Consider the following 13589-nt stretch of genomic DNA (forward strand, 5'->3'; position numbering starts at 1 on the left):
CTCTCCCCTCACCCTAACCCTCTCCCCATAGGGGAGAGGGGATAAAACAAACCAACCTTACCTTTGGAGACTCTGTGATGAATAACGATATTTGTCAGCAGATAGAGAATAGTGCGCACTACAGGGAGCTCGTCGATAAACGGCAACGGTTTGCCTTCTTTCTTTCCATCATCATGCTGATTATCTACGTCGGCTTTATTCTGCTGATCGCCTTTGCCCCGCACTGGCTTGGTACGCCGCTGCATGCGGGCACCAGCGTCACGCGCGGTATTCCGATTGGTATCGGCGTGATTGTGATTTCGTTTGTGTTGACCGGCGTCTACGTCTGGCGTGCGAACGGTGAATTTGATCGTCTTAATAAAGCTGTCCTGCGCGAGGTTAAAGCATCATGAAGCGAGTCCTGACGGCGCTTGCCGCCACACTTCCCTTTGCTGCCAACGCAGCGGATGCCCTTACCGGCGACGTACAGCGCCAGCCCACCAACTGGCAGGCGATCATCATGTTCCTGATTTTCGTGGTGCTGACGCTGTACATAACCTGGTGGGCGTCGAAACGCGTGCGCTCCCGTAGCGATTACTACACCGCGGGCGGCAACATTACCGGTTTCCAGAACGGGCTGGCGATTGCAGGTGACTTTATGTCTGCCGCCTCGTTCCTCGGGATCTCCGCGCTGGTGTATACCTCCGGTTATGATGGTCTGATTTACTCTCTCGGCTTCCTCGTCGGCTGGCCGATCATCCTGTTCCTGATCGCCGAGCGCCTGCGTAACCTGGGCCGCTACACTTTTGCAGACGTGGCCTCGTATCGTCTTAAACAGGGGCCGATTCGTTCCCTCTCCGCCTGCGGTTCACTGGTGGTGGTCGCGCTGTATCTGATTGCGCAGATGGTCGGTGCGGGCAAACTGATCGAGCTGCTGTTCGGCCTGAACTACCACGTTGCGGTAGTGCTGGTCGGCGTACTGATGGTGATGTACGTGCTGTTCGGCGGCATGCTTGCCACCACCTGGGTGCAGATCATCAAAGCGGTACTGCTGCTCTTCGGCGCGAGTTTTATGGCCTTTATGGTGATGAAACACGTCGGGTTCAGCTTCAATAATCTGTTTACCGAAGCAATGGCGGTGCATCCGAAAGGGGAAGCCATCATGAGCCCTGGCGGGCTGGTGAAAGATCCGATCTCCGCGCTCTCGCTCGGTCTGGGCCTGATGTTTGGTACAGCGGGCTTACCGCACATTCTGATGCGTTTCTTCACGGTGTCAGATGCGCGTGAGGCGCGTAAAAGCGTCTTTTACGCCACCGGCTTTATGGGTTACTTCTACATTCTGACCTTTATCATCGGCTTTGGTGCGATCATGCTGGTGGGGGCGAATCCGGCGTTTAAAGACGCGGCAGGCGCACTGATTGGCGGTAACAACATGGCAGCGGTGCATCTGGCTGACGCGGTCGGCGGCAATTTGTTCCTCGGCTTTATCTCGGCCGTGGCCTTCGCCACCATTCTCGCAGTGGTTGCCGGGCTGACGCTGGCGGGGGCTTCTGCGGTATCGCATGACCTCTACGCCAACGTGATCCGTAAAGGCGCGAGCGAACGTGACGAGCTGAAAGTCTCCAAAATCACCGTGCTGGTGCTGGGTGTGGTGGCGATCCTGCTGGGGATTTTGTTCGAGAAGCAGAACATCGCCTTTATGGTGGGACTGGCCTTCTCGATTGCGGCAAGCTGTAACTTCCCGATCATCCTGCTCTCCATGTACTGGTCAAAACTGACTACCCGTGGCGCGATGATTGGCGGCTGGCTTGGCCTGCTGACGGCGGTGATTTTGATGATCCTCGGCCCAACGATTTGGGTGCAGATCCTCGGCCACGAAAGCGCTATCTTCCCGTATGAATACCCGGCGCTGTTCTCCATTGCCGTGGCGTTTATCGGTATCTGGTTCTTCTCGGCCACCGACAATTCGGCGGAGGGCAACCTGGAGCGTGAGAAATTCCGCGCCCAGTTTATCCGTTCACAAACCGGCCTGGGCGTTGAGCAAGGCCGTGCGCACTAAACCTTTCTCCCCGGTCATTCTGGCCGGGGAATTTAAAACATCACCCACGCCACCAGCGGCGCAATCAGTACCATCACCACGCCGGAGAGCATCATCACCAGGCTTGCCACCACGCCCTCCTGCTGACCCAGCTCATACGAACGCGCCGTGCCTGCGCCGTGCGAGGCTGCGCCAAATCCCGCCCCTTTCGCCATTCCTTCGCGGATGGAGAGCCGCAGAAAAAGCATATCGCCCACCGCCATGCCGAAAACGCCGGTGACGACCACAAACAACGCCACCAGATCCGGCTGCCCGCCGAGCGGTTTCGCCGCAGCCAGTGCAAACGGCGTGGTCACCGAGCGCACGGCCAGGCTGCGCTGAATTTCATCGGAGAGGGTAAACAACCGCGCCAGCCAGACGGAGCTGCATACTGCCACCACCGTCGCGGTCACGACGCCTGCGCTGAGCGACATCCAGTGACGTTTGATAATCGCCAGGTTGTCATAAACCGGGACGGCAAAGGCGATGGTCGCCGGGCCGAGCAGCCACAGCAGCCAGTGGGATTCGCCAATGTAGTTCTGCCAGGAGATATGCCCGAACACCAGCATCAGCACCAGCAGGATCGGCGTAAAGACCAGCGGCATCAGCGGCAGGGCGTGAAAGCGGCGATACAGCCGCTTGTTGGCAAAGTAGATCACCAGCGTGGCAATCAGGCACAACACGCTAATCTGAAAGTTAGTCATGCTTCTGCCTGCTGATTTCAAAACGGTAGACCTTATCCACCACCCAGGCGGTGGCTCCCAGCACCATCAGCGTGCTCAGGGCGATAACCGCGAAAATGCGCCAACCGTCCACCATCAGAAGCTGCGCATAGTTCACTACCGCCACCACGGCTGGCACAAAGAACAGCAGCATCTCTGCCAGCAGCCAGCGCGCGCCGGCACGCACCCAGTTAAGGGGGATGACGCGGCACAGGATGAGCGCCAGCATCAGCACCATTCCTACCAGGTTGGCAGGCAGCGGCAAGTGCAGCCAGCCGACAAGATATTCCGCAAAAACAAACAATCCCGCGTAGAGCAGTACCTGAACCGATACCTGGAGTCGTTGCACAACGGCAGGCGTAACACGGCTTAACGCCACGGCCATGAATGATTTCCTCAAAATGAGACGAAGCGCCAGTATAGTGAGCGCACGTAATGGACTGAAATGAATTAAAATCATCGAAGGTATAGTTTCGAGGAATAATCATGGACATAAGAACGCTGCGCTATTTTGTCGAGGTGGTTCGCCAGCAGAGTTTTACCCGCGCAGCGGAGAAGTTGTTTGTCACCCAGCCAACCATCAGCAAGATGCTGAAAAACCTTGAAGATGAACTCAACTGTACCTTACTTATCCGCGACGGGCGCAAGCTGTTGCTGACCGACACCGGACGTGTCGTATTCGAGCGCGGGCTGGCGATCCTGGCAGAGTTTCGCCAGCTTGAGGCCGAGCTTGGTGATATTAACCACCTCACGAAAGGGCTGCTGCGCCTGGGCATTCCGCCGATGGTGGGGATGATGATGGCCGGGCCGATTAGCCTGTTTCGCCAGCGCTACCCCGGCGTGGAGCTGAAGATTTCGGAATTTGGCGGCCTGACCGTGCAGCAGGCCGTATCTAACGGCGAGCTGGATGTGGCGATGACGGCGCTTCCGGTTGAAGAAGAGAGCGGGCTGGCGACGCTGCCACTCTTTAGCCACCCGCTGTGTGTGCTGGTGCCACGTTCCGGCGACTGGCTGAAAATCGACTCCGTGAAACCTGAACGGCTCGGCGAACATCCATTGCTGATCTACAACGAAGATTTCGCCCTCAGCCGCCAGCTAATGACGCTGTTTAATCAGCACAACGTGAAACCACGGATTGCAGTCCGCAGCGGGCAGTGGGACTTTCTGGCAGCGATGGTACAGGCAGGCGTAGGGATTGCGATTCTGCCGCAGCCGATTTGCGAGCGGCTGGATAAAAACACGCTGCGCTGGGTCCCGCTGGAAAGTGACCTGCACTGGCAGTTAGGGATGATCTGGCGTGAAGGAGTGTATCTGTCGCACAGTGCGCAGGCGTGGTTACAATGTTGTGAGGGGTTTTGGGTGCGGTCTGAATAGTGCCGGGTGGCGGCTTCGCCTTACCCGGCCTACGGTTCAAACGTAGGCCCGGTAAGCGCAGCGCCACCGGGCAAAACAGCGCTACTGATTTTCTATCAACAGCGCTTCCAGCAGATCCAGATCGTGCAGCAGCTTTTGCAGCGTCTCGTTGCTGATCTGGCGCGTGGCGCGCAGGTGGTAAAGCTCAGCACGCTCGGAGCGCAACGCCGCCAGGCGGAAACGGCGCTCCAGATTCTCCTCCTGCAGCGAGCTTTCCACATCGTTTCGCCCGTCAGCACGACGACGCAGATTACCAATCACGCGTGAACTCACTTCCGTCAGCAGCTGATTGTCGATGTTCTCTTCGGCATCGGCGGCCAGACGCTCCTCCATCTTCTGAATCGCCACAATCGCCACTTCGGCGGTGGCCGCACGGGCGATGCGCTCCTCTTTATGCTGCTGAGAGGAATCCCCGACATCAATGTGTTGCAGCAGAATGGGCAGCATGATCACGCCGACAAACAGCGAGAAAAGAATCACGCCTGCCGCCAGGAATACCAGTTCGTAGCGCGCCGGGAAGACATCGCCAGTCGGCAGCAGCAGCGGAATAGAGAGCACACCGGCGAGCGTAATCGCCCCGCGCACACCGGCAAAGGAGGCAATCAGCAGCTCACGCATTGACCAGGAGCCGAACTCCATCGGCTTTTTCTTCAGGAAACGCTGGCTGAAGTTTTTCATCGTCCACAGCCAGCCGAAACGCACCAGCATCAGCGCCAGGTAGATCAGCACGATATCGGTGAACAGCATCCACGTTTCGACGTTCGGGTCGGCTTCTGCTGCCACCAGCGAGGACTCCAGAATACCCGGTAATTGCAGGCCCAACAGCAGGAATACCATGCCGTTAAACACGAACTCCAGCATCGCCCAGGTGCTGTTGGCACGCAGGCGCATCGCCAGCGGCGCGCGGCGCATTACGCCGGAACGGGTGATGGTCATCCCGGCCGCGACCGCCGCCAGAATGCCGGATACGCCGATATGTTCGGCAATCAGGTAAGAGGCAAACGGCAGCAGGAACAGCAGAACGATCTGCGTGGCGGGCTCATCACCGCCCCAGCGGCTGAGGAAGCGCAGCGAACGGCCATACAGCCAGCTCACGACAAACCCGGCCAGGATACCGCCAATCGCCACTTTGAAGAATTCAACGGTTGCTCCGCCCACGGTGAAGACCATCGTCCCCATGGCGACCGCCACGGCAAACTTCAGGGCCACCAGGCCAGAGGCATCGTTCATCAGTGCCTCGCCTTGCAAAATCCCCATAATTTTTTTCGGAATACGGCCTTCGCCGACGATGCCGGAAAGCGCCACGGCATCGGTTGGTGACAGCACGGCGGCCAGTGCAAAAGCCGGAATTAACGGGATACCCGGCACCGTCCAGTAGATCAGGAAACCAATCCCGACCACGGTCACGACCACTAACGCCAACGCCAGACCAAATATCTCTCGCCCGTGTTCAAGAAATTCGCGCGTGGGGGTTTTCCAGCCATCGGCAAACAGCAGCGGCGGGATAAACAGCACGAGGAACAGTTCCGGGTCGAACTCCACGTGCAGGCCAAACGTCGGCCACGCCAGCAGCGCGCCGATGGCGATTTGCATTAACGGCAGGGGGACCTGAAAGGGCAGTACGCGTGTAACCACCCCGGATAGCGAGACCACAAGGGTCATGATGAGTATTGTGAAGAAGATTTCCATGCGTTCCCTGTTTGCTGTGTATCTTATTAGCCAAACCTAAGGCGTCGTGCCTTTTATTCTATCTTCTCCAGAGTAACGCAAAAGGCAACGGGATGAGTCCTGAAAATAAAAACGGGCGGCCTGAGCCACCCGTTTTCGCATAAAAGGACAACTTAGATTGCCCAGCCGCCCGCGTAGAACGCCACCAGTGCGATAGCGATCACCACGGTGCCAATGTTCAGCTTGCGCCACTCACCGGAGACCAGACGGCCAATCACCAGCGATGCGAAACCGATCATGATGCCGGTAACGATGTTACAGGTCAGCACGATAAACACGGCGGTAATCAGGCCAGACATCGCATCCACGAAGTCAGCAAAATCGATTTTCGCCACGTTGCTCAGCATCAGCAGGCCGACGTACATCAGCGCAGGCGCGGTCGCATACGCTGGCACCAGGTAAGAGAGCGGAGAGAGGAACAGGATCAGCAGGAACAGCACGCCGACGGTGATTGCCGTCAGGCCGGTTTTACCGCCTGCCGCCGTGCCCGCTGCGGATTCAATGTACACCGCCGCCGGAGCCGCACCGACCAGGCCGGAGAAAACGCTGCTCAGGGAGTCGGTGGTCAGCGCTTTGCCGCCATCGATAATCTGGCCGTCTTTATCCAGCAGGTTCGCCTGTCCAGCCACCGCACGGATAGTACCGGTCGCATCAAACACGGCGGTCATCACCAGCGCCAGCACGCTTGGCAAAATCACCGGATTCAGCGCACCCACAATATCCAGGCTACCAATCAGGGAATTGCCTTTGTCATCGCTCAGCGACGGCATGGCGAAAATCCCGGAGAAGTGCACGGTCGGGTCGAAAATCAGGCCAACAATGGAGATACCAATAATGGTCAGCAGAATACCGCCAGGGACTTTCAGTTTTTCCAGGCCGATAATCACCGCCAGACCAATCAGCGACATGATCACCGGGAAGCTGGCGAAGTGACCCAGCGCAACCGGCAGGCCATCCAGCGGGTTCTTGATCACCAGGCCAACGCCGTTCGCGGCGATCAGCAGCAGGAACAGACCGATACCAATACCGGTGCCGTGCGCCACGCCCTGCGGCAGGTTGCGCAAAATCCAGCTACGGATGCCGGTGGCGGAAATAATGGTAAACAGCACACCCATCAGGAACACGGCACCGAGCGCAACCGGCACGCTGATATGCTGACCCAGCACCAGGCTGAACGCGGTAAACGCGGTCAGGGAGATGGCGCAGCCAATCGCCAGCGGCAGGTTCGCCCACAGGCCCATGACGATAGAGCCGACACCCGCGACGAGGCAGGTGGCAACAAAGACAGCCGCAGGCGGGAAGCCCGCTTTGCCCAGCATCCCCGGCACAACGATAACGGAGTAAACCATCGCCAGAAACGTTGTCAGACCGGCAACGACTTCCTGACGCACGGTGCTGCCGCGAGCAGAAATTTTAAACATGGCGTCAAGTGAACCGCCGGTACGCGCAGATGGCGTAGACATAGAAAACATCCCCTGAGAATTTTTATAGGTCGTCTGTAAGCGTGGTGGAGACTCCACTGCCAGCAAAACGTCAAATCCTTGTGCTGCGTTTGCGACGAAAGGGGCGTCGCAAAAAAAGCAAACGTTTAGCTCCGCGCTTACAAAACGGGTGGTCAAATTAAGGCAAACGATTATCTAGCCTAATACCTGCCCTTTTCAACTGAACTTTCTCGTTTTTCGCTAAAATTCACTTATGACGATGAAGAAATAAGCAGAGGATGCGCAAACGTTATCGTCTGTGCGCAATATAGTTACATTTCAATCTTCACCTGGGATAGTGAGTGGGCCGCCTTTTTCAAGCGTTCGCTGCCAGCCAGGACGTGCTTCCACGTTATTCTTCCACGCCTGGGTATGAGGCAGATGCTCAATACCCCCACGTGCCAGCAGTGCAAAGATCGGGAAACTCATCTGAATGTCGGCCATGCTGATATTTTCGCCCGCAAACCAGCTGTTTTGTGAAAGGTGCGATTCAATATAGCGAGCGTGCGTTTCCAGCTGGCGGTTGAGATACGCTTTCTGCACGCCCTGCCCCAGCGCTTTACCGAGCGTGCGCATGCCAAACGGCACAGGCGGCTTTCCCAGACTGTTGAATACCAGCTTCATTAGCAGCAGCGGCATCAGCGAGCCTTCTGCGTAATGCAGCCAGAAGCGATACTGCACTTTATGGGCAGGATCTAACGGCTTAAGCCGGGATTCGGCATCATATGTCTCCTGCAGGTATTCCAGAATAGCGCCCGACTCGGCCAGAATCAGTCCGTTATCTTCAATCACCGGAGACTTACCCAGCGGATGCACTTTTTTAAGAGACTCCGGTGCCAGCATGGTCTTTTCGCGCTGGTAGTGAACAATCTCATAAGGCAAAGAGAGTTCTTCAAGCGCCCAGATCACTCGATGTGAACGCGACTGGTTAAGATGGTGGACCGTTAGCATCATTTTCTCCTGTGAGTCGTTCTCATTAACTATAGAAAATCGAACAACATCGCGAAAAAAATTTGGCTAAAAAACATCCTCTCCTGCTGGCGAAAAGGCGGAGCTTGCATAGAATTAAAGTGTCAGCACAATCCGGAACCTCCCCAACCAGCTCGACACGAGGGGTGCTGATGTCGGGGGAAACCCTCCCGTGAACCAGCGGGATAGAGAGAAAGACAAAGACCGGGAATAAACTAAAGCGCCCTCAGTGGCGCTTTAGTTTTTTGGTTAATCCTCTTCGAGCAACCGTGCACCTGTTCCCTGTGCGCCCAGCGTATCGCCAGGGTTACGCAACGGACAATCGCTGCGCGACAAGCACCCACACCCAATGCACCCGTCCAGTTCATCACGCAGTGCCACAAGGGTATGTATTCGCCTGTCCAGCTCGTCACGCCACTGGGAAGAGAGATGTTTCCACTCCTTCGCGCTCAGCGTGTGTCCTTCCGGTAAGACGCCGAACGCATCACCGATGGTCGCCAGGGGGATTCCGATTCGTTGCGCAATTTTAATAATGGCCACGTAACGGAGTACATCGCGCGTGTAACGCCGCTGGTTGCCCGCATTACGGATACTTTTAATTAACCCTTTGCTTTCATAGAAGTGGAGCGCCGACACCGCCACACCGCTTCGTTTTGCCACTTCGCCGGGCGTTAAAAGCGCTTTGATTCGCGGCAATCTCTTTTCCATAAAACCTCTTTACCTCAAGTTAACTTGAGGAATTATACTCCCCCGCAGAGAAAACGACGAATCAACAGAGAAAGTTGTATCTACAGAGGGGCAACCTTATGTCGCATCAGCAGATTATTCAGACACTTATTGAATGGATTGATGAACATATCGATCAACCATTGAACATTGATGTGGTCGCTAAGAAGTCGGGCTATTCGAAATGGTATTTACAGAGAATGTTCCGCACCGTCATGCATCAGACGCTGGGTGAATACATTCGCCAGCGCAGGCTGCTGCTGGCGGCGCAGGCGTTACGCTCTACGCAGCGGCCCATTTTTGATATCGCGATGGATCTGGGTTATGTGTCGCAACAAACCTTCTCCCGCGTGTTTCGCCGCGAGTTTGACCGCACACCGAGCGATTATCGCCACCAGTTAAATTAAGGCGTTTAGTGCAAAGGTTGCTGCTGCCAGGCCATAAAATCCTGCGGCGGCATCGCTTTCGCGAAGTGCCACCCCTGACAATATTGCACACCACGCTTTAACAGCCAGCTCACCTGCTCGGCGGTCTCCACGCCTTCAGCAATGGTTTTTAGCCGCAGGCTCTGTGCCATCTCGATAATATGCTCAGCAATCAGGTGGCTGGTGCTGTTGGTGGTTAAGGTGTCGATAAAGGATTTGTCGATTTTCAGGATATCGACGTTCAGCGAGTAGAGATTATGCAGGTTGGAGTAACCTGTACCAAAATCATCAATCGCCACCTCATAGCCCGCCTGGCGGAACGCCTGGATGACGGGCGTGGTTTTTGGTACATCAATAAATCCGCGTTCCGTCACTTCGATTTTAATCTGCTGCGCCCGCACGGCGTAGTGTCTGGCTTTTTCTGATATCAGGGCAATCAGGCGAGAGGAGTGGAAATCCGACGCTGACAGGTTAATCGAAATATAAAGATGCGGATGGGTTGCCAGGAAATGCCCCAGATCGCTGAACACCTCTTCGACGACATAATCCGTAATGCGTTCGATCATCCCCTCTTTTTCTGCCAGCGGAATAAATTCCGCCGGGCTCATAACCTGCCCGTTAAACCCAGGCCAGCGTAATAACGCCTCAGCCCCCACACACCGGTTGTTTTTTATATCAATAATCGGCTGGTAGTGTACGCATAGCTGGTGTTTATTTAATGCCCGATGCAGTAATCGTCCAGGGGAATTCAGTTCACGGTGAGTACGTGACCACATCAGTAAAATAATGATGCTGCAGATCATTCCCAGCGGCAGCGTTAAGGTAGCCTGATGATAGAGCGTTTCATAAAAGCGGGTATTAGACGTCGAGACGATCGCGGCAATAGGACGTTTATCCGATTTAACAATCGTATAGAAACGGTCATCCTTTTGAAATGACGATTCCTTATGTCGAATCATCGAATTTAATAATGATGCGTTGGTTTTCTGACTGACGGAAAAAAATGCATTGGTGACCGTGTCATACACGCCCCACGACAAAGAATGATCTGACGACATCACTTCGCTGTAAGAAAGCGGGTTGACCACCACCACATAATTCCCGCGCTGCATATATGTCATTTTATAGCCGGTAAAAAATGGCGTATCACGATAATAATAGATAGCGACATCGGGTTTACGTTTGTAATTGGCCGCAGGTATTGGATAAGGTTGGTCCGGGGTAAAAACGGTCGAACAAAGAAAATTCTGACCTTCGGCATAAATTAAATCAGCGACAAACAGGCGACCGCGAACAACGTTCAACATATATTGACGATGTTCCGCCGAGCAGCGTTTTCCCTGATATTTTTCGGCGTCGTCTCGTGCTAAATCAACCTGTTGAATCACCAGCTCTGTTTTGTCTAACGCCAGTTCAGCAAATGTACGTAGCTGGGTACTTGTTTCCGACACGGCTCTTAACTGGGCAAACCATAGCGCAAGCATCACCGGTAGCATAACTACCATGATGATCCCTGCTGCCCTGAGTATCTTGCGCCGCGCGCTACGATTCATTTCCCGCCCTATATCCCTGCATTTTGTACGCCTGTAATTATGAAGGCCGGATGCTATGATAAACAGGTGATTACGTTGCATGAATCATGCGAAGTTAGCAACTGACTTTTGGTATTAAAAATCTGAAATTTCGTTATGACGATAATATTTTCCCGTAAGCTAAACTTAAAGTATTCGTTCCGTTTCTATTAAGGGAAATAATTGTCCATTGCGAGCGGGAGGTTTTAAGATAACACAACAGAGGATCGTTGATTAAGGCAAACTTCTGACAGCATGAAAAAAGTACAATGCGAACATGACGCATGCTACTAATTGTTCGCGGCGGGTTTCCATTTTGATTTATAAATAATCAGACGCAACCACCGTTTTGCCTCTTCCTGCACGTTTGGCATCATATAATGCTTTATCGGCACGCGTAAGAACGCCAGAGGTATCACGCTGGCCCTGACACACTTCGACAACCCCGGCGCTAAAAGAGAGCGCCAGTCTTTTATCACCAACCAGCAAGGGTTTCGTGATTAACGCGGCCCGCAATCGGGCCGATAACAGCGTGGCCGCAGTGCCATCCGCGCGCGCAAGCAGAAGTAAAAACTCTTCCCCTCCCACGCGCCCCAGTGCGGAGCCCGTCGGGCTTAACTCCCGGAGCCTGTCGCAAAAGTGAATTAATGCAGCATCCCCGACCTGGTGCCCCCATTCATCATTGATCTGTTTAAAGTAGTCCAGGTCAAACATCAGTACGCAAAAATGGCTGCTGGCATCCTGCCTTGAGCTTGCCGCCAGCGCCAGCTTGAGCCGCTGCAAAATGGCAGAACGGTTGAAACAGCCGGTGAGATCGTCAGTGGTGGCTTTCACCGCCAGTTGCTGCTCCGCTTTTTTTCGCTCGGTGATATCCAGGCCAATGTTGAGAATAGAGTTATCCGGCAACAGAATGTTAGACCACAGGATGGTCAACGGCGTCCCGTCTTTACGCACAGGATGCCATTCATACATATCCTTGAGCGGGGAAATATGCACCGACTCCCGTACCCGACGTCGCTCCTCGGGATCAGGGTAGAACAAAGCCAGCGGATCAGCATGCGCGCTGATCTCTGCCATGCTCCAGCCAAACACTTTTTCGCATTCCGCATTCCACAACACGCAGCGGTTATGTCTGTCGAAAGAGTTCATTAATACCGGGGCCCGCTCAAACAACGTCTTATATTGCGTGACGACCCGCTGCATCTCCTGAGCCGTTTTTTCTCGGGCGATAATTTCGTCAAAATAGTCTTTTAATTTCTCAACTAACACCACGACAATATTTTTCAGGATCGGCAGAGAAGAGAGCTTTTCATCAAAAGCCAGGAAGAAATAGCCGCTGCAGTGCCCGTCCTGGGTTGAAAGTTTACACAACACACCGCTTTGCAATTGCGAGTAACCGGGGTGCTGAGGCGGGAACAGCGCCTGGCCGATGTTCTCTTTCCAGTAGACCACTCGCCGATCGGTGGTGCCGTTGCAGCAGAGTACCGGCAAGAAAATCAGCCACTTCGAACGAGTGGCATGTCACCTCACCCGCACATTCCACGCGCTGTATACTGTCATTATCCACACTGACCCAGGCGAGAGTTGACCCCAGCGCCCCGTTGATGGTTTCAAGCATTTCCGCCAGTGAACACAGATTGTTGAGCTGAGGCATCAGCTTCGCCAGCGCGTGTAGCGCCTGCATGCTGTCGTTAACAATCTCGCGTTTTTTTTCTTTCATCATTTTTTTCGCAGGTCATTAATCGATATAGCAACCGCAACAAATCAGATTAAAGAAAGAATATATCAGGGCCATCAGAGAGTATGCTGAGTGTAATAAAAACAATACACAAAAGTAAAAAAGCCAAATAATTCAAAAACCTGAATTATTTTCTGCGGGTACATTTATTTGTCCACTCAAGCATAATCCATAGGTTTAATACTGTAAATGTGATACACCTTTTTCATATTACTGCGGTTTTGCTATCTTGATGAATTCATTATGAAGAGGCGGACGCCGTCTGCGACGATATATTTTCCACAGCATTAAATTCCCTCTTTTACCTCACACGGACACTGGCGAATAAAACAGCAAATGTGATATAGTTCACACATATTGTGTAACGAGAAACATTGTTTCATTCCAGTTCGTCTGTTTTGTCGAGGATGGGTTTTATGGCGACCATTACTACCAGCATGGTTCTCCTGCGCTGGCCATTGTTGAGCGCGGTTTTGATGTTTTTAGCCAGCACACTGAACATTCAGTTTCGCAAATCTGACTACGCCGGACTGGCGGTGATCAGCACCCTGCTGGGGCTGGGCGCTGCATGCTGGTTCGCCACGGGCCTGCTCGGCATCACCCTGCTGGACATTGCTGCCATCTGGGACAACGTCAAAGCAGTGATGATTGAAGCCATGAGCCACACGCCACCCGACTGGCCGATGGTCATTACCTAATCACTCGATGTTGAAAGCCTCCTTTGCGAGGCTTTTTTATTTCCAATTGTAATGATAACCAT

General features: G+C 54.0%; 12 protein-coding genes and 1 pseudogene. 5 read left to right on the forward strand and 8 right to left on the reverse strand.

The genetic code is table 11. The features are described from left to right. The first annotated feature begins 77 nt into the window (after window positions 1-77). Together ABGB15_RS19555 and actP are read left to right on the forward strand one after the other, a co-directional pair. Window positions 78-392 (forward strand): DUF485 domain-containing protein, encoded by a 315-nt coding sequence (locus ABGB15_RS19555; RefSeq protein ID WP_152083119.1) that lies wholly within the window; start codon window positions 78-80, stop codon window positions 390-392. After that, the gene (gene actP, locus ABGB15_RS19560) at window positions 389-2038 is read left to right on the forward strand and encodes a cation/acetate symporter ActP (protein WP_215723597.1); all 1650 of its coding nucleotides are present in this window, start codon (window positions 389-391) and stop codon (window positions 2036-2038) included. Before ABGB15_RS19555 ends, actP begins: the two co-directional genes overlap by 4 nt. Before the next feature lie 32 nt (window positions 2039-2070). On the opposite strand, the gene ABGB15_RS19565 is transcribed toward actP, so the two are convergent. Together ABGB15_RS19565 and ABGB15_RS19570 are read right to left on the reverse strand one after the other, a co-directional pair. Then, window positions 2071-2760 (reverse strand): LrgB family protein, encoded by a 690-nt coding sequence (locus ABGB15_RS19565; RefSeq protein ID WP_152083117.1) that lies wholly within the window; start codon window positions 2758-2760, stop codon window positions 2071-2073. Next, window positions 2753-3163 carry a CidA/LrgA family protein gene (locus tag ABGB15_RS19570; RefSeq protein ID WP_152083116.1) on the reverse strand — a complete coding sequence of 137 codons (411 nt, stop codon included), beginning with the start codon at window positions 3161-3163 and terminating at the stop codon, window positions 2753-2755. Before ABGB15_RS19570 ends, ABGB15_RS19565 begins: the two co-directional genes overlap by 8 nt. Window positions 3164-3264: 101 nt before the next feature. Here ABGB15_RS19570 and ABGB15_RS19575 point away from each other — a divergent pair, with 101 nt between their 5' ends. Beyond that, window positions 3265-4152 carry a LysR family transcriptional regulator gene (locus tag ABGB15_RS19575; protein WP_152083115.1) on the forward strand — a complete coding sequence of 296 codons (888 nt, stop codon included), beginning with the start codon at window positions 3265-3267 and terminating at the stop codon, window positions 4150-4152. Between the two features lie 81 nt (window positions 4153-4233). On the opposite strand, the gene ABGB15_RS19580 is transcribed toward ABGB15_RS19575, so the two are convergent. The 4 genes from ABGB15_RS19580 to soxR all read right to left on the reverse strand — a co-directional run bounded on the left by ABGB15_RS19580 (window position 4234) and on the right by soxR (window position 9077). Next, a complete protein-coding gene (locus ABGB15_RS19580) occupies window positions 4234-5880 on the reverse strand; it encodes a Na+/H+ antiporter (protein ID WP_152083114.1) in 1647 nt (548 codons plus the stop codon). A gap of 152 nt (window positions 5881-6032) precedes the next feature. Continuing rightward, window positions 6033-7382, reverse strand: coding sequence for a guanine/hypoxanthine transporter GhxP (gene ghxP / locus ABGB15_RS19585; RefSeq protein ID WP_152083113.1), 1350 nt, complete (start codon window positions 7380-7382; stop codon window positions 6033-6035). A gap of 297 nt (window positions 7383-7679) precedes the next feature. Continuing rightward, the gene (locus tag ABGB15_RS19590; protein WP_152084455.1) at window positions 7680-8351 is read right to left on the reverse strand and encodes a glutathione S-transferase family protein; all 672 of its coding nucleotides are present in this window, start codon (window positions 8349-8351) and stop codon (window positions 7680-7682) included. A 267-nt stretch (window positions 8352-8618) separates the two neighbouring features. Further along, window positions 8619-9077, reverse strand: coding sequence for a redox-sensitive transcriptional activator SoxR (gene soxR, locus ABGB15_RS19595; protein ID WP_152083112.1), 459 nt, complete (start codon window positions 9075-9077; stop codon window positions 8619-8621). Between the two features lie 98 nt (window positions 9078-9175). On the opposite strand from soxR, the gene soxS reads away from it, so the two are divergent. Then, the gene (gene soxS, locus ABGB15_RS19600; RefSeq protein ID WP_013095071.1) at window positions 9176-9502 is read left to right on the forward strand and encodes a superoxide response transcriptional regulator SoxS; all 327 of its coding nucleotides are present in this window, start codon (window positions 9176-9178) and stop codon (window positions 9500-9502) included. 5 nt (window positions 9503-9507) lie between these two features. Here the strand turns inward: soxS and ABGB15_RS19605 are convergent, their stop codons facing one another. Then, complete coding sequence (locus ABGB15_RS19605; protein ID WP_152083111.1) at window positions 9508-11073, reverse strand: EAL domain-containing protein; 1566 nt, start codon at window positions 11071-11073, stop codon at window positions 9508-9510. Window positions 11074-11412: 339 nt separating this feature from the next. Beyond that, window positions 11413-12811: pseudogene (locus ABGB15_RS19610) on the reverse strand (GGDEF domain-containing protein). A 434-nt stretch (window positions 12812-13245) separates the two neighbouring features. Between ABGB15_RS19610 and ABGB15_RS19615 the strand changes: the two are divergent. Continuing rightward, on the forward strand, window positions 13246-13527 hold the full coding sequence (locus tag ABGB15_RS19615) for a YjcB family protein (RefSeq protein ID WP_152083110.1): 282 nt from the start codon (window positions 13246-13248) through the stop codon (window positions 13525-13527). Window positions 13528-13589: the final 62 nt, after the last annotated feature.

This window comes from Enterobacter sp. MALB-1 (assembly GCF_041021625.1).
Lineage (GTDB): Bacteria > Pseudomonadota > Gammaproteobacteria > Enterobacterales > Enterobacteriaceae > Enterobacter > Enterobacter oligotrophicus.